This is a genomic window from Paenibacillus sp. FSL R7-0179, assembly GCF_038002265.1.
Classification (GTDB): domain Bacteria; phylum Bacillota; class Bacilli; order Paenibacillales; family Paenibacillaceae; genus Paenibacillus_AQ.
On record NZ_JBBOCC010000002.1, the window covers coordinates 874,285 to 896,589 of the forward strand.

Consider the following 22,305-nt stretch of genomic DNA (forward strand, 5'->3'; position numbering starts at 1 on the left):
CGATGAAGCAGCTCGGCAAACAGACCTGGGAATTTACGAACCGTCCGGTGATCCTCGGAACCTCTGCTGTAGTGGGACCCGAAGAGGGGGAAGGGCCGCTGGCCTCAAGCTTTGACTTCGTCTATGATTCGCTGGAGATGGGCGAGAAGACATGGGAGAAGGCAGAACGCGCCCTGTTCGAAAAAGCCGCCAAGCTTGCCCTCATGAATGCGAATCTGGAGCAGGAGAAGCTGGAGTTCTTCGTCGGCGGGGATCTGATGAATCAGATCATCAGCAGCTCCTTCGCCGCGCGCAAGCTCGGCGTGCCTTACCTCGGGGTGTTCGGTGCCTGCTCCACCTCGATGGAGAGCCTTGCCATCGCCTCGATGATCGTGGATTCCGGCGGCGGCAAATACGCGCTGGCCGGTACATCCAGCCACAACTGTACGGTTGAGAAACAGTTCCGCTACCCGACAGAGTACGGCTCGCAGAAGCCGCCCACCGCCCAGTACACCGTAACAGGCTCCGGCTGCGCAGTGGTAGGGGTGAACGACGGGACGGTTCAAGGGCCGCATGTAGTGTATGCAACACTTGGTCGCATCATGGATCTGGGGCTGAAGGATCCGTTCAACATGGGAACCGCTATGGCCCCGGCAGCCGCCGATACGATTACGGCGCATTTCCGCGATACAGGGCTGACACCCGGGCATTATGATCTGATTGTTACGGGCGATCTGGCTTCCGTCGGCTTGCCGATTGCCAAGGATCTGTTGGCTAAGGAAGGCATCCCGATGGAGGAGACGGTGTTCAATGATTGCGGGCTGATGATGTATGACCTGGACAAGCAGAAATACGTCATTGCCGGGGGCAGCGGCGCGGGCTGCTCGGCTACAGTGACTTACGGGCATATTATGAAGCGTATGAAGAAGGGTGAACTGAAGCGTGTATTGATTGTAGCGACCGGAGCGCTTCTGTCGCCGCTGTCATATCAACAAGGGGAGAGTATTCCGTGCGTAGCCCATGCGGTAGCCCTGGAGAGCGGAGGTGAGGGAGCATGATTTATTTATGGGCTTTTCTGGTCGGGGGTGCGATATGCGTGATCGGCCAGCTGATGTTCGATGTGCTGAAGCTGACTCCGGCCCATACCATGAGTACGCTGGTGGTGCTTGGTGCGGCTGCCGACGCTTTTGGTATCTACGATCCGCTGGTGAAATTCGCCGGAGCCGGGGCCAGCGTGCCCATTACCAGCTTCGGGAATTCGCTGGTCCACGGCGCGCTGACTGAGCTGGAGCGCGATGGCTGGGTCGGTGTCGTCACCGGGATCTTCGATGTGACCAGCGCCGGGATTTCCTCGGCGATTGTCTTCTCTTTCCTGGCGGCGCTGGTCGTCCGCCCGAAGGGGTAACTGACGGTAAATGGAATGTATATAGATATGTTAATTCCGGGATCGCCTATGGCGGTCCCTTTTTAATTAAAGGAGGCTTACTCCGCCTGATGACGGGTTTCTTTTGGACAACTCTGGCATGCCGCTCTACAATTTCACTTGGCCTAACATGTACTTTCGGTACTCCTATCATGTAAAATGTATATATTACTGCTTATTCTGATATAGGAGGGTTTAACATACATGCCCGTACGTCAAGAATCTACGCAAATAATGAACGCTGTCCGCACTAATCTGGAATCCTGTATTCTTGGTAAAAGCTTTGAAATAGAACTGCTGCTGACTGCCCTGTTAGCAGGCGGACATGTCCTGATTGAGGATGTTCCGGGGACTGGCAAAACCCAGCTTATCCGCGCACTCTCCCGGTCGATGTCCGGCGAATACCGGCGTATCCAGTGTAACCCGGATATTCTTCCGAGTGATATTACCGGCGTATCCGTCTATCATCCGCGCGATGAGATGTTCCACTTCCGTCCGGGCCCGGTGATGACCAATATTCTGCTGGCCGATGAAATCAACCGGGCGACCACGAAGACCCAGTCCGCACTCCTTGAGGTAATGGAGGAACGCAATGTTACGGTCGATGGAGAGACCTATCCCCTTCCGCATCCGTTCATGCTCTGTGCGACCCAGAATCCGATAGATTTCGAGGGAACCTATACCCTCCCCGAAGCTCAGCTCGACCGCTTCATGCTGCGGATCAGCCTGGGCTACCCGGATGCCGACACCGAGAAGAACCTGCTGCGTACCCATCAGCAGGGCCAGCCGGTGGACAGGCTGGCTCCGGTAACCAGCATGGAGACGATCGCCGCCATTCAGGAGGAGATCCGCGATGTATTCATCAGCGAGCCGGTGCTGAACTACCTGCTGGATGTGGTCCGCCAGACGCGGGTGCACCCGCTAGTGCTGCTGGGCGCAAGCCCCCGGGCATCGTTATCGTTCATGATGGCCTGCAAGGCCTACGCTTTTCTCCAGGAACGGGACTATGTGCTGCCTGATGATGTGAAGACCCTGACCCCGTATACGCTGGGACACCGTATCCTGCTGCGGCCGGAATCACGCCTGGACAACGTCAGCATGGACTCCCTGCTGCAGAAGCTGCTTCAGAGCATTAACGTGCCTGTAACTATGAGGCAATAAGATGAGAGCCTTACTTACACGGGCTGCCGCTGCGATTGAGCTGAGGAAGTTCACGGGCGTTCTGGCGATTTGGGTCATCACACTCTTCTACGTGCTGTTTCAGGGCGGCAAAACCTCGTTCATGCTGTTCATCATGGTCTCTGTACTCATTCTGTATCTGTTCATTGGCGGCCTTGAAGGGGTCCGGCGGGCCAGAGGCACACGCAGCTTTTATTCCGAACAGGATAAGCCGGACCTGCTCTATGCCGGGGGCTTTCTCAAGGTGAAGCTGGAAGTGACCATTCCGGGATTTCTGCCCTTGCCCTACGTGATCGTAAGGGAAATTCTGAAGCGCCATAACGGAGAGTCCTGGGTGTTCGAGGAGAGCCTGATTCCGAACATGGGCGGACGGGGCGAGCTGCTGTTCCAGACACCGCTGCTGGAGCGGGGCCGTTATACTTTTGAGAATACGGATATTCTCAGCGAGGACATCTTCGGTCTGATGGAGCACAAGGGAACCTTCAAGGCAGAAGGCCAGTTCCGGGTCATGCCCCGGGCCGTCGTAGTGCCGCGCTGGCAGCTGTACGAGCGCAAGGCGCGCCTGTCGGGGCCGCAGGTATCGCTGCTGCAGTCCAGGCGCGAGACCACGCAGATCAACGGTGTCCGTGATTATGTCTACGGCGACCGGCTGACACGCATTCACTGGAATGCAACGGCGAAGACCGGTGAGTGGAAGTCTAAGGAATTCGAGCATGAATCCGTTCCCAGAACCATTCTGGTGCTGGACGGCACCTCCAGCGGCTATTACAACTCCGCACAATTCGAGCTGGCGGTCTCGGTCACGGCTTCTCTTCTCGGCTTCGGCATCCGGGAGCGGATCGGCATCGGCCTGTGCTGTCTGGATAAGCATAATAAGGTGTTCAGTCCGGCGGAAGGCAATGCCGAGCGGCAAAAGATGATTCAGTATTTAATTGACATCAATGCGGAAGGCAAGGGGCCGCTGATTAACAGGCTGGAGAGTGTCCAGCGGCTGTTCCCCAAGGGGTCGTATTTCGTACTGATCAGTCCGCAGAGCGGCAGAGTGGTGCTGGATACGCTGCGCTGGGCGGAGAACCGGGGGATGACGCCTTCCCATATTCATGTTCTTCATCCTTCCGGGAAATACCGGGCCGGTGAGTGGCAGAATATCCTGCACTCGCATGGCGTTACCGGACATAGCATCAGCACACTTCAGGAGCTTCCTGCGGTACTTGGAGGTGATTCGGTCCGATGAAGAACTGGTTCCAGGCGATACGTTCCTCATGGCATCACGGGCTGACGCTACTATGGCTGAGCATTATCGCTATGCAGTGGGTGTCCTATACGGTGCCCTTCTGGCTGCAGGAGACCACCGTTTCTGTGGCGTTAACCCTGCTGGCCGTTACAGCTATTGAAATTATTTTTCCGTTCAAAAGAGTGTACCGCATAGTGCTGGAAGGCGCGGCAGTGGTATTTATTGTATACAACGTGATTATCAGTTACGGCATCTACATTCCTGATCCTCTGCTGCCGGCATTTCTTGACCGGCTGCCGGGGATAGCGGTATCGATGAATCCGTACATCTGGTTTGCGCTGGGGGCTTGGGCGCTGCTGCTTGTGTCCGCCTGGTGGGTGAACGGCAAGGCGAGGATTCTGATGTTCGTCGCAGCGAATATCACGGCCTTCGCCGCGCTGGATTCGTTCACGGTAGCGGTCATGTGGCAGGAGGTAGCCTGGACGGTCTTTGCCGGTATGGGCTGGCTGGTCACGCGGCATCTGAGGAATTTCCAGCTGCACTATCCGCGCGGCTGGACCTATATGCTGAGATACCCGATGAAGGTTGCCTTGAATATAGCGATTATATTCTCACTGGTCATCCTTGTCGGTGTGAACATGCCGGGTGTGCGTCCCACCTTGACCGATCCTTATACCGCCTGGCAAAAGTGGAACGGTAACTCGGTCTCGTCCAGACCCTCCTCCGGGGGCGGGGACGCCGGAAGCGGCGGGTCAGCGGCGAACGGGACGACATCGGGCTACAGCCTGAACGATGACAATCTGGGCGGGGGCTTCAACTTCGATTATTCGCCGGTCATGCAAGTGACCTCCGATCTGCGCACCTATATGCGCGGAGAAATCCGCAGCGTGTATTCGGGCAAAGGCTGGACAGATGATGATACCTCCGGCCGGGGACAGCATAACGAGGTACAGGTGGGTGAGCCGCTAGAGCGCGCAGCCGCCTCTAAGACAGAGACCCGTACACTCAAGCAGACCGTCAAGCTGCTCGGAGGGAACAGCTATCCGGTTCTGTTCGGCGGCTATTCGATCTCGGGGGTAGACTCGGTGGATGGTCAGGAACAAAGCAGCGGTTTATCCTGGCGGAGTAACGACAGTGAGCTGCTGTGGAATCCCGGAGGTAAAACGAGAGCGTACCCGCAGACCTATGTGATAACCTCGGAGGTGCCGGTGGTTCCCCTTAAGGAACTGAGCATGCAGACCTTTGAGCAGCTCTACAGCAACAAGAATATCGATCCGCAGTATCTCCAGCTCCCGGATAACTATCCTGAGCGGGTGAGCGCGCTGGCCAAGGAGATTACGGCGAGAGCGCAGACGCCATACGAGAAGACGATTCTGCTGCAGCAATATCTGCAAGCTTCCTTCCCTTACACGAATCAGCCGGATACCTCACGGGCCAGAAGCAAGGACATGGTCGAGAGCTTCCTGTTTGAGATTAAGGAAGGATACTGCGATTACTATTCCACGGCGCTTGTTACTATGGCAAGATCACTGGATATACCGGCCCGATGGGTGAAGGGATATGCTCCAGGAGAGCAGGCCGAGATTCCGGATAGCGTAATGCTTCAGCAGGGTGCTGCCGGTTATGTGAATAATAACTATACGATTACTAATGCGGACGCCCACTCCTGGGCCGAGATTTATTTCGGCGATTACGGATGGGTGCCTGTAGAGGCAACGCCTGGCTTCGATGTCCCGGTGCTCACGCAGAGTGAGCAGGATATTCCTGACCAGCCTGAAGTGCAGGAAGAGGAGCCGGAAGAGTCTCAGCCGGCGGCATCGGGCCAGACGGACAAGTCTGCCGGATTCCATCCCGGCACCTGGGCTGTGACCGGAGCAGCCGCTGTACTCCTGCTCTGGACCCTATTCCTGATCTGGCAGCGCCGGCTAAGCCTGCGCTTCCTGATTACACGCATGCGTCTGGGTGCTCAGCCGACTCCGGCGCAAAAAGTTATCGCAGAAACGGAGCGCTGGGTAAGGTATATGCGCAGGAAGGGTATGCTGAAGAAAGAGCATGAGACCCTGCGCGAATCCGTGGCACGGTGGAGCGCGGAACGTCCGCAAGCAGCGGGCAGTCTGCCTGCACTGCTGAAGATGTTCGAGCGGGCGAATTACAGCCCTGAGGTTATTGAAGACAAAGACTGGCACAGCGTGTATACTGAAGCTTTGCGGCTGCGAAAAAGCATGAAGTCCGGCAAGTAATGCCCCATGGTAATGAAATGCTGCCGGACCCTGGAATTTGAGCAGTCCTATAGTGCCGGGTTACAAGTTTCCTGTATGAAAATGAGGTGAAGGAATTGTTCGAAAGATTAGTCCCCAAGCTCCGCGTAAACACGGTGTTTGATATCGCTCTGGAAGAGCTGTACCGCCAAGGCTATCGGGGAATTATTACGGATCTGGATAATACGCTGGTCGGCGCCAAGGCGCCGCTGGCTACTCCTGAGCTGCTGCTCTGGTTCGCCAAGGTGAAGGAACTGGGCTTCAAGCTTGTGATTGTATCCAACAACAATATGGACCGGGTGTCGCGTTTTGCCACCCCGCTGAATATTGAATTTGTACATCAGGCCAAGAAGCCCAGCAATTCCCCGTTCCTGCGGGCCATGAAGCTGATGGAGCTGGGACCGGAGCAGACGATTGTAGTTGGCGACCAGATGCTTACCGATGTATACGGCGGCAACCGGCTGGGTCTGTTCACGGTACTCGTGCTGCCCATCTCCGTCAAGGATGAAGGAATAGGAACAAGAATTAACCGCAGAGTGGAGCAGATTGCCTTGACCCGTCTGCGGAAGCAAGGATTGTGGCAAGAGGAGGATAAATCTTAATGAATGCAATGAACGATGAAAAGATCCGGCCTGAGAAATGCAGCGGCTGCGGCATTAAGCTCCAGAGTGTGGACAAGGAGCTTCCCGGCTATATCCCGGAGGTCGCCTTCGAGCGGGAGCCTGTCATTTGCCAGCGCTGCTTCCGGATTAAGAATTACAATGAAGCCTCTTCCGTATCGGTGAATCAGGATGAATTCCTGAAGCTGTTAAGCGGAGTAGGGGAGAAAAATGCACTGGTGATCCACATCGTGGATCTGTTCGATTTCGAGGGCAGTCTGATTTCCGGGCTGCAGCGGTTCGTCGGCAATAATCAGGTCATCCTGGCGGTGAACAAGATCGATCTGCTGCCGAAGGTAACCAACTGGAACCGGCTGCGCAACTGGATGCAGCAGCGCTGCAAGGAAGAGGGACTGCGCACGGCGGAGATTGTCCTGGTCAGCGCGAAGCGCAATCAGGGCTTCGACCGTCTGCTGGAGGCCGTTACCGAGCTGCGCGGCCAGCGTGATGTATATGTCGTCGGGGCTACCAATGTAGGCAAGTCCACCTTGATTAACCGGCTGATCTCCGATTACAGTGACCTGGAAGAGGAGCTGACGACCTCCCGTTATCCGGGCACCACCCTCGATATGGTGAAAATCCCGCTGGATGACGGCCATTCCATCATTGATACGCCTGGGATCGTATACCCTTGGCGCTACAGTGAACTTGTCGAGCGCAAGGATCTTGGTGCAGTGATGCCCGAGAATCCGCTCAAGCCTGCGGTCTATCAGCTGAATGAAGGCCAGTCGCTGTTCTTCGGCGGATTGGGACGCTTCGACTTCATTCAGGGGGAACGCCAGTCCTTCACCTGCTTCATCAGCGGCACCCTGAAGATTCACCGTACGAAGCTGGAGCGTGCAGATTCCCTGTACCAAGACCACCGGGGCGAGCTGCTGTCTCCGCCGGGAACTGCCGACATGGACAAGCTGCCGCAGTGGCAGCGGCATGAATTCCGTATCGCTAGGAATAGTGAGACCGACCTGTTCATCTCCGGCCTGGGCTGGATCAAGGTGAACGGTACAGCCGGAGCGGTAGTAGCTGTTCATGTGCCGCGCGGCGTCAAGGTGCTAACCCGTCCGTCGCTGATCTAATTATACAGGAGGAAGGCGGCATGACTGAGACAGGCAGGAACACACAGAGTCACGGGGAGCTTCTGCTGGGTGTGATGGGCGACCCGATTGCCCAGTCCAAATCCCCGCTGATGCACGGGGCGGCGCTCCAGGCACTCGGTCTCTCCGGGGCTTACGTGCCGCTGCACATCACGCCGGACAAGCTGGGCGATGCGGTGCAGGCGATAAGGACGCTTGGCTTCCGGGGAGTGAATGTAACGATTCCCCACAAGGTTGCTGTGATGGAGTATCTGGACCGGCTGGATTCAAGTGCGGTGGATGTCGGTGCAGTCAATACCATCGTCAATGACAATGGGATACTGACCGGCTTCAATACGGATGGGATCGGATATGTCCGCTCGCTTAAGACAGAGGCTGCGCCGGATCTCACCGGTACCCGTATTCTGGTGATTGGAGCCGGCGGTGCGGCCAGAGGGATTGTCTCGGCGCTGTTGAAGGAGCAGGCGGCTTCGGTCCTGATTGTGAACCGTAATGAGGAACGGGCCCGTCAGCTGGCAGATAGCTTCAGCAGCCGGGGCAGCTTATGCGGAGCAGGGATGGATGCCGTTCCCGGCGTGCTTGGCAGCATGGATATTGTAATTAATACGACATCCGTAGGGATGTACCCGCATATGGAAGACATGCCGATCGATCCATCCGGGCTGCATGAAGGGATGATCGTCAGCGATCTGATCTATAATCCGCTGCATACCCGGCTGCTTACAGAGAGTCTGAAGCGCGGCTGCACCGTGCACGGCGGGCTGGGCATGTTCGTCTACCAGGGAGCTTATGCCCTGGAGTATTGGACGGGGCTTGTGGCGCCCGCCGCAATTATGCGGCAGACTATTGCGGATTGCCTCGGCCAGGTGCCGGGCAAATGATTTTCACTGAACAGGGTAATAATATATGTTAATTAAGGAGTTTTCACATTTATGTTAACAGGCAAACAAAAACGTTATCTGCGCTCTTTGGCTCATCATCTGGATGCTGTATTTCAGGTCGGTAAAGGCGGCGTAAACGATCATCTGATCCGTCACATTGAAGAAGCTATTGAGAAACGCGAGCTGATGAAGATCAGTGTATTAAATAACAACGCTGATGATCCCAAGGAAATTGGTGCCGCGCTTGCCGAGCAGTCCGGTTCGGAGCTTGTTCAGGTGATCGGCAAGACTATCGTTCTGTACAAGGAATCACGCGACAACAAAACGATTGAGCTCCCTTAGATAGGAGGTTGACCTCTTGAGAGTAGGCATAATGGGAGGGACCTTCGATCCTCTGCATATCGGCCATATGATGGCTGCTGAGACGGCGCGCGAGAGCTACGCTCTGCAGGAGGTCTGGTTCATGCCTTCGCATATCCCGCCTCATAAGCATGAGGCCGGGGCCACCGGTGAACAGCGGCTGGCTATGGTGGAGGGAGCGGTGAAGAATCACCCTTCCTTTGGCATTCTTGACTGGGAAATCGTGCGGGGCGGAGTATCTTATACGCTGGAGACTGTAATCAGCCTGCAGGAGGAATATCAGCAGCATGAGTTCTTTTTCATCGTGGGTGCGGATATGGTTCAGTATCTGCCCAAGTGGCAGGGGATCGAAGAGCTGGTGAAGCGGTTGACCTTCATCGGTGTTGGTCGTCCGGGCACTCCGCTGGATCTGGGACTGCTGCCGGAGTTCATTGCGGATAGAGTGCTGCTGGCGGATATGCCGCTGGTCGATCTCTCCTCCACCATGCTCAGAGCCCGGGCCGCCGAGGGAAAGTCGATCCGCTATATGGTTCCGGATGCTGTATATGAATATGTTCAAAGGAGTGGATTGTATGGAGTACAGCCGTGAAGCGCTGATTGAGGCGGTATCCGGCCAGATGCCGGACAAACGCTGGAAGCATACACTCGGGGTGATGGAGTCTGCTGTGAAGCTGGCGCAGCGTTATGGCGCTGACCCGCAGCGGGCCGAGACCGCAGCCATCCTGCATGATGTGGCCAAGTATTGGCCGGTAGAACGGATGCGGGAGATCATTGAACAGAACGGATTATCCGCCGAGCTTTTGAAATATGACAAGCAGCTATGGCATGCTGAGGTGGGTGCTTATACCGCCAAACATGATTATGGTATTCAGGATTCGGAGGTGCTGGACGCGATCCGTTACCACACCTCGGGACGGGAGAACATGGGCCTGCTGGAGCGGATCGTCTGTCTGGCTGATTATATTGAGCCGGGTCGGGACTTCCCTGGTGTGGAGGAGATCCGCAGGCTGGCAAAGGTCAGTCTGGAGCAAGGGCTGATTGCCGGGCTGGATTCCACAATTCGCGTGCTGCTGGAGAAGCGCAGGGTCGTATTTCCGCTTACGGTGCTGGCGCGCAACGATTTAGTTAGAACATTGGAGGAAAAAAAATGAGTGTACAATCAAACAAGCTGTTTGAGCTGGCGTTACACGCCGTTCAGGATAAAAAAGCAATGAATGTGGTGGCTCTTGATTTGCGCAGTGTGTCGCCGATCAGCGATTATTTCATCATCTGCCACGGTAATTCCGATACCCAGGTTCAGGCGATTGCCACTGAGGTGCGCAAGGTAGTTCATGAAGCTGGCGGAATGATCAAAGGCATTGAGGGGATGGATGCGGCGCGCTGGGTACTGATGGACCTTGGCGACGTGATTGTCCATGTCTTCCACCGCGATGAACGTGAATATTACAATATTGAGCGTCTGTGGTCGGATGCCAAGGTCGTGGAGACGGTATGAGTCTGATTGCAGGAACTACGGTTACGCTTGAAGTGATGCGGGAGGTCTCCCCTTACGGATACTTCCTGAGCGCAGGCGACCAGGATATCATGCTTCATTACACCGAGCTTGTGGGCAGCAAGCCGAAGATCGGAGATAAGGTTGAGGTGTTCCTTTTCTTCGATACCGAGGACCGTCCTGCAGCTACGATGAAGAAGCCTTATCTGACGCTTGGCGAGATGGCGCTGCTGGAGGTGGCGGATATTCATCCGCGGCTGGGCTGCTTCCTGGAAATGGGGCTTGGACGGCAGCTGCTGCTGCCGCTCAGCGAGCTTCCTGAGCTGGTGGAGCTGCGTCCGCAGATTGGCGACAAGGTCTTCGCAATTATGGAGCATGACAAGCAGGGACGTCTCCGTGCCAAACTGGCCGGAGAGCAGGAGCTTGCGCCGCTGGCCTTGCCTGCACCGGAATCCTGGCAGGGGCAGAGTGTCACCGCCCGGGTGTACAAGCCTCTGCAGATGGGGACCTTCGTGCTTATAGACGCTGGTGTTCTTGGCTTCGGCATCATCGGGATGGTCCACTCCTCTGAACGCACCCGTTTGCTGCGTCTGGGCGAAGTGATTGAAGCTCGCGTGGCGCATATCCGTGAGGATGGCCGCGTCAACCTTAGCATGGGCCACCGCAAGGAAGTGGGGCGTGATGTGGATTCGGCGGCTCTGCTTGATTTCCTGGCTTCCCGTCCGGGCGGCGGAATGCCGTATTCGGATGCTACGCCTCCCGATATTATCAAGCAGCGCTTCGGCATCAGCAAATCAGCGTTCAAGCGTGCGCTTGGCAAGCTGATGAAGGAAGGGCTGGTTGTCCAGAAGGAGAACTGGACCTATCTGGCTGCCCGCGAAGAGGAGCAGGCCGGACCGGACAGCGATTCCGACAACCAATAGTATAGAGAAAGCGGTGTACGCAGTGTCTTCCTATGGCAAATTTGCTTATGTATACGATGCGCTTATGGCGGATATGCCTTATCCGGATTGGCTGGCCTTTGCCGAGACGGCATGGGGCAAATACGGCAAGCCGCGCACGGTAGCCGAACTTGGCTGCGGTACCGGCAGCCTGACGATTCCGCTGGCGGCGGCCGGTTATCACATGACGGGGATTGATCTCTCTTCGGACATGCTGTCCGTTGCCCGGCGGAAGCTGGAGCAGCAGCCGCAGGGACGGCGCTTTTTGCGGGAGGGCAGTGTCCAGTGGGTTCAGCAGAACATGAAGGAATGGGAGCTGCCGGAGCCAGTGGACGCCGTCATCTCCTTCTGTGACTGTCTGAATTATGTGCTGGAGGAGCAGGACATCCGGTCTGTGTTCTCCAGTACATATGACGGACTGAAGCCGGGCGGGACCTTCTTGTTCGATGTGCATCATCCGAACACGCTGATCCGCTATGAGGAAGAGCAGCCTTTTGTGCTGGATGAGCCCGACATCTCCTACATCTGGACTTGTGAGCTGGACGTCCCCCGCCGGGAGATTGAGCATCACCTGTCCATCTTCGCCTGCGAGGAGGGCCGCTCAGACACGTACCGCCGCTTCGAAGAGACCCATACCCAGCGTGCCTATGACCCGGAGTGGATGAAGCAGGAGCTGCTTGCGGCCGGATTCAGCGAGGTGTCGGTGTATGCGGACTTCGAGTGGGTGGCGGCGGATGATTCCGCACAGCGGCTGTTCTATGTGGCTGTGAAATGAGGCTGCGAAATGAAGCTGCGAAAGAAACCTTGAAGCGTAATCGTCTCTGCGGAGAACATTTGGACTTCCGGCCGCTGTTGTCTGCAGATTTCTTGATTTAATACCGCTGCTCGCGGTAGAAATCCGCAGACAAAGGCGGACGCTCCCGCTCCTACAGTTCCAAATTTCCCCTCCGTTCCTTTTTGCTTCTTCTTGTTAAATTCTTTAGAGCTTCATATATGGTTGAGGTTGTATGGGAGGTCCTTACCTGAATTGGGTAAGGGCCTTCTTTGATCTTGATATGGACCAAATGTATGTGGAAAACAGCATACAATCGGCGTGACTGGTACATAGACCAACTGTGTGCGAAAAACCGAATGCTAGCTTCTGCCCCTCGTTCCCGCCGACAGCCCACTTTCAGCGAATTCAGGGGCACTTCTGCCCCTCACTCCCGCCGTTAGCCTATTTTCAGCGAATTAAGGTGCAACGAGCTGGGCACGAGGTGTATAGCGGCTCCTTCCCGCACAACACAGCAAACCAGACCCTATCCGATGGATAGGGTCTGGTCATCTTCCAAGTAGGCTTACCGGTGTTCGAACAAATCGATGGTGCCGAGTACAATATGCGCCAGACCAAATCCAAGAATGCCGGTTGCCGCGATCTTATATCTGCTCCCCAGAAAAGCTGCACTCGAAGCAGTAACTACGGTCCCCAGTACGGCTGGTATTAACCCTTCACGCATTCGAAACACTCCCTCACGGTAGTTTGAAAGACATTCGTTAGTGTGGGTTAAGGCCGGGACAATTATACTTCGAGTTTATACCAGCGGCGGCAGGGAGCGGCTGTCTGTTATAAACGATCAATCTGCCACTCCCGCTGTAGTCGCCTGGCCGGAAGGGTCTTCAACCTCATGCACATTGTAGAGCACACGCGCCAGCAGATCCTGGCTGTAATTGCCGAAATGCTTGCCGTAGATGGTCAAGCCGCGCTTGTTGACCGGCTTGTCGGTGACGGCAATACGGAAGGTCAGCTCGCTCTTGTAATCCAGCTTAATGTCATCCAAGGTGATGTCAGAGATGCGGCAGCCGTCAATGAAGCTGCCCTCCTGATTAATGCGGATCAGCTTCAGCATGCCATACTGGTTGAGATGGGGAGGCCACCAGTCCGGGTTGAAGGTGCCGCGCATGTCGCCGAAGTCCCCGGGGCTGGTCCAGAAGCCGATCTCGATGCCGTTCACATAGAAGTACAGATCCGAGGGGTAATTGTCGTTGAACCCGGGAGCCTCGGAGCCAATCTCCATGGAGAACTGGATTTCCCGGAAGGTCTGGTTGGCTTTGAGATAGTTAGGGATGCGGTACTCCAGGAAGCCTTCGGCCATCCAGATGATCTCGGAATCGATCCGTTGGGGATCGGCGAAGTAACGCGGCTCATCGAAGTCCCCAATGATGCTGTCCTTGGTGGCCAGACCGCAGGTCGGAACGGCCTGATAATTACTGTAATGGCCCACCTGAATCTCGACCTCGTACAGATTATCCACATCCTTGCTCCGCAGATCCACCATCAGCTTATCCTTATTCAGGTAGCAGACCTTCTGAATTCCGTGCTTGCCTACGGCAGTATTAATCTCAATTAAGCCGCTCTCCTCCAGCTTCTTGATATGCATTGTAATCGCCCCGTTGCTGAGATTCAGCTTCTTGGCAATTTCATTGAGATTCAGGGCCTGATTGGTCGCCAGCAGCTCCAGAATCTGGATGCGGATTTCCGAGCTGAGCGCCTTGAAGATATCAATCCCGCTCATCAGATCTTTAATATAAATCATATTTAGGGTACCTTCTTCCACTAAGGTCATGAGAATCGAAACTATTTTATAAAATTATAAACTAACCCGCCCTAAAAGGAAAGTATTCTGCCTTTATTTGTAGATAACGATTAAATTTAAGCTAAAAGTAAAAATTAAAGCCTATTTATTTTATATAAATGTGAACACTCAATGCGCTGTTAAGTCAATATTGAATGATTTTTTTCAGTAAAAGGACAATAAACAACGTTTAGTTTGAGTTTATTTAAAAAGATTTATACTTTTATATTTACACTCCGCTTTATATATGCTATTTTATACCTGTAAGCGAATACATTCAATTGTTTCTCAATTATTTAATTAAAGTATGAAGCATATGCATCACACGGTAGCTTGAACTACCAGAGCCGGTGAGGTTCCTAGTTCTTCTATATAGATTGTATCAATCGAGTTGCTCAGCAAATCCTAGGAGGGGTTACAGTGTTAAAGAAAAAGGGCTGGTTCACACTGCTGTCGTTGGTTCTGATGGTATCGGTTGTACTTACAGGCTGCGGCGGGAAGAACAATGCATCATCCGGGGGCAATAGCGGAAGCGAAGCTACGGCGAATGCCGGCAGCAAGGATTCCAAGGAAACCAAGAATCTTACCTTCATGTTCCGTGGGGGAACCGACGAGCAGAAGGCTTATGAGGGTGTTGTGAAAAAATATGAAGCCGATCATCCGAACGTCAAGGTTAAGATCGTTGTGACTGCGGCAGATCAATATGCGACTAAGCTGAAAGCCTCTATTACCGGGAACAGCGTGCCGGACGTATTCTATTTTGAATCCGGTGACCTGAAGGCTTATGTGAACAGCGGCGTGCTGCTGGACCTGACCAGCTATGTGGAGAAGAACCCTAACATTGATTTGAATAACATCTGGAAATATGGCGTGGATCTGTACCGTTACGACGGCACCATGGCCGGGCAAGGGAATCTCTACGGGATGCCTAAGGACGTAGGCCCTTTTGCACTCGGCTATAACAAGACCATGTTCGAAGCTGCGGGTATCCCGCTGCCGGACAAAGACAAACCTTACACCTGGGATGAATTCATCAAAGTCGCTCAGCAGCTGACGATTGACAAGGACGGAGACGGCAAGCTGGATCAATTCGGCGCGGGCTTCAACGTGCAATGGGCCTTGCCTTCCTTCGTCTGGAGCAACGGGGCGGACTGGCTGGATGCTACCAAGACCAAGGTTACCATTGATGATCCCAAGTTTATCGAAGCCCTGCAATTCTTCGCCGACATGCAGCTGAAATACGGCATTACTCCATCTACGGAGCAGGCTCAGACACTCGATACCTACCAGCGCTGGATGAAAGGTGAAATGGCCTTTTTCCCGGTAGGTCCGTGGGATATGAGCACTTACGAGAAGCTGCCCTTCGATTATGACCTGATTCCTTATCCTGCCGGCTCCACAGGCAAATCCGCAACATGGACCGGCTCACTCGGTATCGGTGCTTCCGCCAAAACCAAGCATCCCGATGAAGCCGTGGATCTGATCAACTATCTGACGGCCTCCAAGGAGGGAATGGAAGCGCTGGTGAAGGCTAAGGTGCAAATCCCGAACCTGATGGATATGGCTAAGGAATGGGCCGCTGATACTACGACCAAACCGGCGAACAAGGAAGAATTCCTCCAGGTTGTGAATGAATACGGACGGGTGCTGCCTGGCCACTACACGTACAATGCTGAATGGTATAACCTGTTCTACACGGACATCCAGCCGGTGCTTGACGGTAAGGTTACCCCGGAGGAATATGTGAAGGCGGAACAGCCGAAGATGCAAAAGCTGCTGGATAAAGCGGTCGAGCAAGAGGCGAAATCCAAGAAATAAGGGTTATAAACCGTTCTTATCTAGCATACAAAGTGATGCTCGGTCTCCTGTAACAGCGGGCCGGCATCACTTTATTCTGAGATAAACTTGTATATATTTTGGGAACCCCGCAAAGTATCTGGGGGAAAGTTATGGACTATCCGAATTTGAGGTGATTCTAATGAACGCTAAGTCCAATTTGTACCGCAAGGAGAAAATCTACGGATTTCTGTTTATCCTGCCTCCGCTGCTGGGACTGCTGATATTTACGCTCTACCCGATGATTTATTCAATCTATGGCTCATTCACGGATTGGGATGGGCTCGGCCAGATGAACTTCATCGGCCTAGGCAACTTCAAGGATCTGTGGTCGGATGAGCTGTTCCATAAGGCCTTATTCAATACCTTGTTCATGATGCTTGGCATTCCGATCGGCATTACGCTGGCGCTGCTGCTGGCACTTGGGCTGAACCGGGGGGTGCCCGGGACTACAGCATTCCGGGTCATCTATTATGTTCCGGTTATTTCTTCTCTGGCCGCAGTATCGATCATGTGGAACTGGGCCTATAACGGTGATTATGGTCTCGTCAACCAGTTCCTCGATCTCTTCGGAATCAGCGGGCCGAACTGGATGGCGAATAAATATACGGTCAAGCCGGCGCTGATCATTATGGCAGTATGGAAGGGCCTCGGTTATACGATGCTGCTCTATCTGGCGGCGCTGCAGAGTGTCTCCAGATCTTATTATGAAGCGGCGGAGCTGGACGGGGCGAATGGCTTCAAGTCCTTCTGGCATATCACCTGGCCGATGGTGCGCCCGGTAACGTTTTTCATCATCGTGACCAATATTATTGGAGGATCGCAAATTTTTACCGAGATGAACATTATGACCCCTACAGGCGGGCCTGAATATGCTTCAGCCTCCGTGGTGTTCTACATTTGGCAAAAAGCCTTCGGCAACTTCCAGATGGGCTATGCCTCTGCTATGGCAGTATTCCTCGGCGTGTTCATATTTGTTGTGACTCTTATCCAATTCCGAATGAACGAGAAGCAATCGTTCGATGTCGATTAACCGAAGAGGGAGGAGACCATAAATATGACGAGCAGAAGAAGAGTTACCCATAGCATTATTTTTGTTCTACTTTTAATCGGCGCGGTGTTCATGATCGGCCCGCTGCTCTGGATGCTGTCCACCTCGTTCAAGGATAAGCAGGATGTGTTTGCTCTGCCTCCGGTGTGGATTCCGCGGCCGTTCCATTTCGATAAATACAGTGAGATCTGGGAGGCGGGCCCGCTGCTGAGCGGGATCAAGAACAGCTTGATTATCGCCGTCACGGTAACGATCGTTGGTACGTTCACCTCCAGTCTTGCGGCGTTTTCCTTTGCTAAATTGCGGTTTCCGGGTAAAAATAAAATATTCCTCCTGATGCTCTCATCCCTGATGATTCCGTATCCGGCAGTCATGATTCCGCAGTTCTTCATGTTCTCGAAGCTGGGCTGGATTGACACACTGCTGCCGCTGATTGTGCCGGGCTTATTCGGTAATATCGTGATGATCTTCTTCCTGCGGCAGTATCTCAGCAGTGTGCCGAATGCGATTATCGAAGCGGCCAAAATCGACGGAAGCTCGTACTTCCGTCTGTACAGCTCCATCACTTTTCCGCTGATCAAGCCGGCAGTGGCGGCACAACTGATCCTGTGGTTCATGGGCATCTGGAACGACTACCTGTCTCCGATCATCTATCTGAATTCACCGGAGAAGCAGACACTTCAGCTGGTCATCGCCAACTTCAATGCGACCTATGCAATCCAAACGGACTATCCGCTGATTATGGCGGCTTCGATTATTGCCCTGCTGCCGATGCTGATTATTTTCCTTGTTTTCCAAAAGCAAATTATTGAATCTGTTGCCATTTCCGGAGTGAAGGGCTGACACAGACAAGACCACCAAAGGAGAAACCATAATGAATACAAATAGAGAGTACACTAATCCGCTTGTCGAACAGCGTGCAGATCCCTGGGTATACAAGCATACCGACGGCTATTACTATTTCACTGCTTCTGTGCCGGAATATGACCGGATTGAAGTACGCAGAGCGTTAACGATTGAGGGACTTCGGGAAGCACAGCCGGTAGTGGCCTGGCGCAAATATGAGAGCGGCCCGCTCAGCGCTAATATCTGGGCACCCGAAATTCATTACATGGACGGCAAATGGTATATTTACTTCGCGGCGGCCCGGACCACGGAGACGAAGGAAGGGCTGTTCGACCACAGGATGTATGCCTTGGAGAATACTTCAGCGAATCCGCTGGAAGGGGAGTGGACCGAGAAGGGGCAGGTGAGAACCGCCTGGGAATCCTTCGCGCTGGACGCTACAACGTTCGAGCATAGGGGCGTGCATTACTATGTATGGGCGCAAAAGGACCCAGAGATTGACGGGAACTCCAATCTGTATATCTCAGCCATGGAGAACGGCTGGACGCTTAAGGGTCCGCAGACGATGATCTCTTCGCCTGAGTATCCTTGGGAGGTCATCGGCTTCAAGGTCAACGAAGGGGCTGCCGTGCTGAAGCGGGGCGGCCGGATCTTCATGAGCTTCTCGGCCAGCGCCACCGATCACAACTATTGCATGGGGCTGCTTACCGCAGATGAGGACAGCGATCTGCTGGACGCTGCATCCTGGACCAAGCATCCCGAGCCGGTGTTCCAGACCAGTGAAGAGAACGGGCAATACGGCCCGGGCCATAACAGCTTCACCGTGGATGAGCACGGCGGGGATGTGCTGATTTACCATGCCCGTAACTATAAGGAGATCACCGGCGACCCGCTCTACGATCCGAACCGCCATACCCGCGCCCAGCGCCTGCACTGGAACGCGGACGGTACGCCGGATTTCGGCGTGCCGGTGAGGGATGGCGTGAAGTAGGGCGGATTTCAGCCGGGAAGAGAGTGGGATAACACGAAGAACTGCGGACATCTGTTGAAAGCCGCTCCGCAGGCGGGCTACCGGCTGCATAGAGTGAAAGGCAAAGAGTCCCGCAACCCTTTGAAGGGGGCGGGACTTTTGGTGCTGAGCAGCGGAATCAGGATAAGGAGACGGAGGTGCGCTGTAACAGTACTCTGCTGTTTGTACAGGATTTCCGAGCTGGCGGCTTCCATTTAGCCGCATTGTTGCACTAATTGCAGGATTTATCTAAATTTGTTACTGGCTATGGCGCATTGATGCAACTTTTGCAGGAATTCGGACGATAAGGTGCTAGTTGGGCTGACATTGTTGCATTTAGTGCAGGATTTTCGCATAGGCCGCTTCTACCGAGCAGCATTGTTGTATTCTGTGCATGATTTCCACGCAGATGGCTTCAAATGAGTAAGCCGTATAGTGTATTCCGCACAGGACTTCCGGGCTGGCTGGTCACTAGTAAGTTGCTCTGTGCATACGCCTCTATTTATTCCCTACAGGGACCGGAATAGTATGTCTATAGTACTTAATATAGTGAAAACCATCCATCTGCAGGAATTCCGGTCTCTCTGGTGTCTGGAAGGAATAAGTGCGTTCCCGCAGGATGTTGCCATTCTTCAGGTCCCAGGGCCGCGAGTCGGAGATGGAGGATACAGGCACAGTCGTTCCACCGGCCTGAACCGCTAAGCTATCCTTATCCAGACTGGTGAATTGTCTCCCGGCGATCACGATATCATAGCCGCCGGCAGTCCTGGTGACACTTCGAATCCAGAGCTTCTCCTGACCGACCGTAACGGAGTGGTCTGAGGGCGAGGCCAGCGGGATCGGCTGCCCGGCCTTCTGGTATCCGCTGAAGTTATCCAATACAAGTTCAACACTCTGCAGCTTGTCTGTCGGCAATGCATCATATTCAATCTGAAACTCTGCGACACCCGTTTTCTCATTGATACCCGACCTCATGGACAGGAAATTCGTTTCAATTCCATTGACATATAGTTTGGTTGCAGCAGAGAATCGCGGATGTTCCCCGTTATCCATCTTATAATGTCCTTTTACAATGGTTGACGTGGGGGAAGCCGTAATCGTGTCATAGTATACGGTTCCTTGATCCACCGGAACGGCTTGATGAATATCGGCGACCAGGATACTTTTCATGGCAAGGTTCGGGTCATATTTGAAGGAGACGGGAAATTGAATTCTTTCTCCGGTGGTGAGCTTTGCATTGAGATTCACAGTCAACTTCCTGGAGAAAGGGCTGACCGGCTCAAATTTGTATACTCCTTCGAACCCAGTCTTGTCCGGGTTGAAATCTCCGCTGCCTCCGGTAGGAGCAGAGTCCGTAAACAAGCCTTTAATATTGCTGAAGGAGTAATTGGAGAAGTCCGTCTCCTTAAACACCTGGCCGGGCGGATACTGTATACTGTAATGCATCAGCAGGTTATTGTCGTCTGCGATCACATCTTTGACCGTGAAGATGGTCCCGTCCTTAAGGGTTTCACTTTGGTTGACCGTTTGTCCGTAGCCCTGCTTAACCACTTCAGCAAAGTTCAGTGTAATCAGATCACTTTGACTGAACAGCTTTCCGCCGTAATAAGCCAATACCGGATACTGATAGACCCCTACCGTCAGTAACATAGCTGCGGCAGCTGTGGCGGCCCAGGTCCGTGCCCGTCCAGCCCGTGATTTCCGTCTAACCGGAGCCTGCTCCAGCGCCTTCCGCAATCTGCCTTCAAGTTCTGACGGCGTCATGGTCTGCTGATGCTCCTGTAATCTCTCCTCGATCGTTCTCATAACGGTCACCTCCAATCATAGCTTTTAGCTTCTGTATTCCCTGCGAGATTCTGGACTTGATCGTGCCGACTGGCGCTTCCGTAATATCCGCTATGGTCTGATACGGCAGATCGTGGACATAACGCAGCTCAATCGCTTCCCGCTGCCGGGGATTCAGCTGCGCGAGCAGAACGGACAGATCCATTTCGGACTCGGTATAGCGGTACGGGTTATCTGCAGTCCATGCCTCAAGGGAAGGCTCCAGCGCCTCGTTCTCCTCCAGGGGAACGAACCGGTTCTGGTTGCGGAGGACTGTTTTGCAGCGGTTGACCAGAATGGTTTTGCTCCAGCTGTAGAAGGCCTCGCGCTTCTTCAGTTGCGCAAGCTTCTCATAGAGCGTGACGATCATATCCTCCATTACATCCATCGCGTCATGCTCATTCCTCATGTAGCTATAGGCAAGACGATAATAAGCGTCCTGTTCGGTTAGGATTAGTTCTAACAATGCTTCTTTGTTGCCGCGCTGTGCGGATCTGACAAGACGGCTTATATTCATGTGCTCACCCCTTTCACAGATAAGAGTGCGTAGCAGCCCGGAAAGTTCATTATGCTCCCAAAAAAATATCCACAGCCTATTCAGAGAAATCGTTAGTCTCTGGAAGGGCTGTGGAGGGAGCGAAGAAGAGGCTGGAGCTGACGGATGCGCTCATGCTCATTCGTAGAACAGCAGGCGCTTGGCATAAGCGTTGCGGAACCCGGTAGGGGTGAGGCCGACAATTTTTTTGAACGATTTCATGAAGTTATGACAATCCTTATAGCCTAGCTGCAATGAGACTTCACTGACGTTCTGGTTGGTGTCGGTCAGCAGGAATTTCGCCAGCTCCATCTTCTGCTGCAGAATATATTGCTTCAGGGAGATCCCGGAAATGACAGTGAACAGATGGGAGAGATACTTCTCGTTATAGCCGAAATAGGCGGCGATCTGGGATACCTTAATATGCTCACTGCGGCTCCATTTGATGTAGTCTACAATATCGTGGTAGAGCTGCTCCTGCTTGGTTCTTTTGAACGGATCGGCATCGGTTGGAAGGGTCTGGCTGTACAACTCGCACAGAATAACGGTAGACATATAGTTACCCAGCACCGTCTGATTATAGCTCCGCACCGAATCCTGGAGCTGCTTCATCATGACGATGATTTTCTCCACATTCCGCAGAGTTCCGAATTGGGGCAGGTGAATTACATATCCTTCTTTATCGTCAGTTAACGGAGCAGGGCCCGCAGTCTGACTGCCGTTCGCAGCATGAAAATGCAGCCAATAAAAGCTACAGTCCGAAGACTTGTACCCGTATTGTCTGGTAAGCGGAGGCAGGAGCAGGAACTCGCCTTTGGACACGGCGAACTGCTGGTTGTCACCCGCCAGGTACAGCACGCCTTCGGTCATAACGATCAGCTCATAATCCTGCAAAATCCGGCTTAAGTGAATCCACTCCGCTGAGGGGGCCACGAATTTGCCGGTCATCTCCAGATGTACAGGCTTATCTACCAGCAGTGTGAACGCAGTCATATCATCATCCCCCGGGTACGGAAATAGTCTTATCCTATTACCATATCAAATAAGGGCTATCTTGAATACAGCAGAAGCTGCATCCGAGATAACCCCGGGCGG

23 protein-coding genes are annotated in these 22,305 nt (G+C 53.7%); 18 read left to right on the forward strand and 5 right to left on the reverse strand.

Annotated elements, in window-relative coordinates:
• Nucleotides 1–2: 2 nt before the first annotated feature.
• The 14 genes from spoVAD to MKX63_RS20525 all read left to right on the forward strand — a co-directional run bounded on the left by spoVAD (nt 3) and on the right by MKX63_RS20525 (nt 12,272).
• A complete protein-coding gene (spoVAD, locus tag MKX63_RS20460) occupies nt 3–1,037 on the forward strand; it encodes a stage V sporulation protein AD (protein WP_341019658.1) in 1,035 nt (344 codons plus the stop codon).
• Nucleotides 1,034–1,384: a stage V sporulation protein AE gene (gene spoVAE / locus MKX63_RS20465; RefSeq protein ID WP_036697920.1), complete on the forward strand. Its 351-nt coding sequence runs from the start codon at nt 1,034–1,036 to the stop codon at nt 1,382–1,384. Before spoVAD ends, spoVAE begins: the two co-directional genes overlap by 4 nt.
• 222 nt (nt 1,385–1,606) lie before the next feature.
• Nucleotides 1,607–2,563: an AAA family ATPase gene (locus MKX63_RS20470; RefSeq protein WP_340755715.1), complete on the forward strand. Its 957-nt coding sequence runs from the start codon at nt 1,607–1,609 to the stop codon at nt 2,561–2,563.
• A gap of 1 nt (nt 2,564) precedes the next feature.
• Nucleotides 2,565–3,815 (forward strand): DUF58 domain-containing protein, encoded by a 1,251-nt coding sequence (locus MKX63_RS20475; RefSeq protein WP_341019660.1) that lies wholly within the window; start codon nt 2,565–2,567, stop codon nt 3,813–3,815.
• A complete protein-coding gene (locus MKX63_RS20480; RefSeq protein WP_341019663.1) occupies nt 3,812–6,055 on the forward strand; it encodes a DUF4129 domain-containing transglutaminase family protein in 2,244 nt (747 codons plus the stop codon). Before MKX63_RS20475 ends, MKX63_RS20480 begins: the two co-directional genes overlap by 4 nt.
• Before the next feature lie 95 nt (nt 6,056–6,150).
• Nucleotides 6,151–6,675: a YqeG family HAD IIIA-type phosphatase gene (locus MKX63_RS20485; protein WP_036697929.1), complete on the forward strand. Its 525-nt coding sequence runs from the start codon at nt 6,151–6,153 to the stop codon at nt 6,673–6,675.
• Nucleotides 6,676–6,683: 8 nt separating this feature from the next.
• Nucleotides 6,684–7,805: a ribosome biogenesis GTPase YqeH gene (gene yqeH / locus MKX63_RS20490; RefSeq protein WP_445323560.1), complete on the forward strand. Its 1,122-nt coding sequence runs from the start codon at nt 6,684–6,686 to the stop codon at nt 7,803–7,805.
• Nucleotides 7,806–7,825: 20 nt separating this feature from the next.
• The gene (gene aroE, locus MKX63_RS20495; RefSeq protein WP_341019665.1) at nt 7,826–8,704 is read left to right on the forward strand and encodes a shikimate dehydrogenase; all 879 of its coding nucleotides are present in this window, start codon (nt 7,826–7,828) and stop codon (nt 8,702–8,704) included.
• A gap of 51 nt (nt 8,705–8,755) precedes the next feature.
• On the forward strand, nt 8,756–9,046 hold the full coding sequence (gene yhbY / locus MKX63_RS20500) for a ribosome assembly RNA-binding protein YhbY (RefSeq protein WP_341019666.1): 291 nt from the start codon (nt 8,756–8,758) through the stop codon (nt 9,044–9,046).
• A 16-nt stretch (nt 9,047–9,062) separates the two neighbouring features.
• Nucleotides 9,063–9,653: a nicotinate-nucleotide adenylyltransferase gene (locus tag MKX63_RS20505; protein WP_341019668.1), complete on the forward strand. Its 591-nt coding sequence runs from the start codon at nt 9,063–9,065 to the stop codon at nt 9,651–9,653.
• On the forward strand, nt 9,637–10,215 hold the full coding sequence (yqeK, locus tag MKX63_RS20510; protein WP_341019669.1) for a bis(5'-nucleosyl)-tetraphosphatase (symmetrical) YqeK: 579 nt from the start codon (nt 9,637–9,639) through the stop codon (nt 10,213–10,215). The genes MKX63_RS20505 and yqeK overlap by 17 nt, the downstream gene beginning before the upstream one ends.
• Nucleotides 10,212–10,559, forward strand: coding sequence for a ribosome silencing factor (gene rsfS, locus MKX63_RS20515; protein WP_036725699.1), 348 nt, complete (start codon nt 10,212–10,214; stop codon nt 10,557–10,559). Before yqeK ends, rsfS begins: the two co-directional genes overlap by 4 nt.
• The gene (locus MKX63_RS20520; protein WP_341019671.1) at nt 10,556–11,479 is read left to right on the forward strand and encodes a CvfB family protein; all 924 of its coding nucleotides are present in this window, start codon (nt 10,556–10,558) and stop codon (nt 11,477–11,479) included. Before rsfS ends, MKX63_RS20520 begins: the two co-directional genes overlap by 4 nt.
• A gap of 22 nt (nt 11,480–11,501) precedes the next feature.
• Nucleotides 11,502–12,272, forward strand: coding sequence for a class I SAM-dependent DNA methyltransferase (locus MKX63_RS20525; RefSeq protein WP_341023154.1), 771 nt, complete (start codon nt 11,502–11,504; stop codon nt 12,270–12,272).
• A 562-nt stretch (nt 12,273–12,834) separates the two neighbouring features.
• Here the strand turns inward: MKX63_RS20525 and MKX63_RS20530 are convergent.
• Both MKX63_RS20530 and MKX63_RS20535 read right to left on the reverse strand, forming a co-directional pair.
• Nucleotides 12,835–12,993 (reverse strand): hypothetical protein, encoded by a 159-nt coding sequence (locus tag MKX63_RS20530; protein WP_036697952.1) that lies wholly within the window; start codon nt 12,991–12,993, stop codon nt 12,835–12,837.
• Nucleotides 12,994–13,110: 117 nt separating this feature from the next.
• Nucleotides 13,111–14,070, reverse strand: coding sequence for an ArsR/SmtB family transcription factor (locus tag MKX63_RS20535; protein ID WP_341019673.1), 960 nt, complete (start codon nt 14,068–14,070; stop codon nt 13,111–13,113).
• A gap of 459 nt (nt 14,071–14,529) precedes the next feature.
• Here MKX63_RS20535 and MKX63_RS20540 point away from each other — a divergent pair, with 459 nt between their 5' ends.
• From MKX63_RS20540 to MKX63_RS20555, 4 genes are all read left to right on the forward strand, one after another.
• Entirely contained in the window at nt 14,530–15,927 is a 1,398-nt protein-coding gene (locus tag MKX63_RS20540; RefSeq protein WP_341019674.1) for an ABC transporter substrate-binding protein, read from the forward strand.
• A gap of 160 nt (nt 15,928–16,087) precedes the next feature.
• Complete coding sequence (locus MKX63_RS20545) at nt 16,088–16,978, forward strand: carbohydrate ABC transporter permease (RefSeq protein WP_341019676.1); 891 nt, start codon at nt 16,088–16,090, stop codon at nt 16,976–16,978.
• 24 nt (nt 16,979–17,002) lie between these two features.
• Nucleotides 17,003–17,839, forward strand: a complete 837-nt coding sequence (locus tag MKX63_RS20550; RefSeq protein ID WP_076155496.1) for a carbohydrate ABC transporter permease — start codon at nt 17,003–17,005, stop codon at nt 17,837–17,839.
• 31 nt (nt 17,840–17,870) lie between these two features.
• Complete coding sequence (locus tag MKX63_RS20555; RefSeq protein WP_341019678.1) at nt 17,871–18,833, forward strand: glycoside hydrolase family 43 protein; 963 nt, start codon at nt 17,871–17,873, stop codon at nt 18,831–18,833.
• A 516-nt stretch (nt 18,834–19,349) separates the two neighbouring features.
• Here MKX63_RS20555 and MKX63_RS20560 read toward each other — a convergent pair.
• The 3 genes from MKX63_RS20560 to MKX63_RS20570 all read right to left on the reverse strand — a co-directional run bounded on the left by MKX63_RS20560 (nt 19,350) and on the right by MKX63_RS20570 (nt 22,203).
• Nucleotides 19,350–20,657 carry a DUF4179 domain-containing protein gene (locus MKX63_RS20560; RefSeq protein WP_341019680.1) on the reverse strand — a complete coding sequence of 436 codons (1,308 nt, stop codon included), beginning with the start codon at nt 20,655–20,657 and terminating at the stop codon, nt 19,350–19,352.
• Nucleotides 20,596–21,192, reverse strand: coding sequence for a sigma-70 family RNA polymerase sigma factor (locus MKX63_RS20565; RefSeq protein ID WP_341019681.1), 597 nt, complete (start codon nt 21,190–21,192; stop codon nt 20,596–20,598). Before MKX63_RS20565 ends, MKX63_RS20560 begins: the two co-directional genes overlap by 62 nt.
• A gap of 156 nt (nt 21,193–21,348) precedes the next feature.
• Nucleotides 21,349–22,203, reverse strand: coding sequence for an AraC family transcriptional regulator (locus MKX63_RS20570; protein WP_341019682.1), 855 nt, complete (start codon nt 22,201–22,203; stop codon nt 21,349–21,351).
• Between the last annotated feature and the right edge of the window lie 102 nt (nt 22,204–22,305).

Coding starts and splice junctions, on each gene's coding strand:
- spoVAD (WP_341019658.1), top strand. CDS start 3: ATGAAGCAGCTCGGCAAACAGACCTGGGAATTTACGAACCGTCCGGTG.
- spoVAE (WP_036697920.1), top strand. CDS start 1,034: ATGATTTATTTATGGGCTTTTCTGGTCGGGGGTGCGATATGCGTGATC.
- MKX63_RS20470 (WP_340755715.1), top strand. CDS start 1,607: ATGCCCGTACGTCAAGAATCTACGCAAATAATGAACGCTGTCCGCACT.
- yhbY (WP_341019666.1), top strand. CDS start 8,756: ATGTTAACAGGCAAACAAAAACGTTATCTGCGCTCTTTGGCTCATCAT.
- MKX63_RS20530 (WP_036697952.1), bottom strand. CDS start 12,993: ATGCGTGAAGGGTTAATACCAGCCGTACTGGGGACCGTAGTTACTGCT.
- MKX63_RS20570 (WP_341019682.1), bottom strand. CDS start 22,203: ATGACTGCGTTCACACTGCTGGTAGATAAGCCTGTACATCTGGAGATG.
- MKX63_RS20550 (WP_076155496.1), top strand. CDS start 17,003: ATGACGAGCAGAAGAAGAGTTACCCATAGCATTATTTTTGTTCTACTT.
- rsfS (WP_036725699.1), top strand. CDS start 10,212: ATGAGTGTACAATCAAACAAGCTGTTTGAGCTGGCGTTACACGCCGTT.
- MKX63_RS20565 (WP_341019681.1), bottom strand. CDS start 21,192: ATGAATATAAGCCGTCTTGTCAGATCCGCACAGCGCGGCAACAAAGAA.
- MKX63_RS20475 (WP_341019660.1), top strand. CDS start 2,565: ATGAGAGCCTTACTTACACGGGCTGCCGCTGCGATTGAGCTGAGGAAG.
- MKX63_RS20535 (WP_341019673.1), bottom strand. CDS start 14,070: ATGATTTATATTAAAGATCTGATGAGCGGGATTGATATCTTCAAGGCG.
- MKX63_RS20560 (WP_341019680.1), bottom strand. CDS start 20,657: ATGAGAACGATCGAGGAGAGATTACAGGAGCATCAGCAGACCATGACG.
- MKX63_RS20480 (WP_341019663.1), top strand. CDS start 3,812: ATGAAGAACTGGTTCCAGGCGATACGTTCCTCATGGCATCACGGGCTG.
- MKX63_RS20520 (WP_341019671.1), top strand. CDS start 10,556: ATGAGTCTGATTGCAGGAACTACGGTTACGCTTGAAGTGATGCGGGAG.
- MKX63_RS20545 (WP_341019676.1), top strand. CDS start 16,088: ATGAACGCTAAGTCCAATTTGTACCGCAAGGAGAAAATCTACGGATTT.
- yqeK (WP_341019669.1), top strand. CDS start 9,637: ATGGAGTACAGCCGTGAAGCGCTGATTGAGGCGGTATCCGGCCAGATG.
- MKX63_RS20555 (WP_341019678.1), top strand. CDS start 17,871: ATGAATACAAATAGAGAGTACACTAATCCGCTTGTCGAACAGCGTGCA.
- yqeH (WP_445323560.1), top strand. CDS start 6,684: ATGAACGATGAAAAGATCCGGCCTGAGAAATGCAGCGGCTGCGGCATT.
- aroE (WP_341019665.1), top strand. CDS start 7,826: ATGACTGAGACAGGCAGGAACACACAGAGTCACGGGGAGCTTCTGCTG.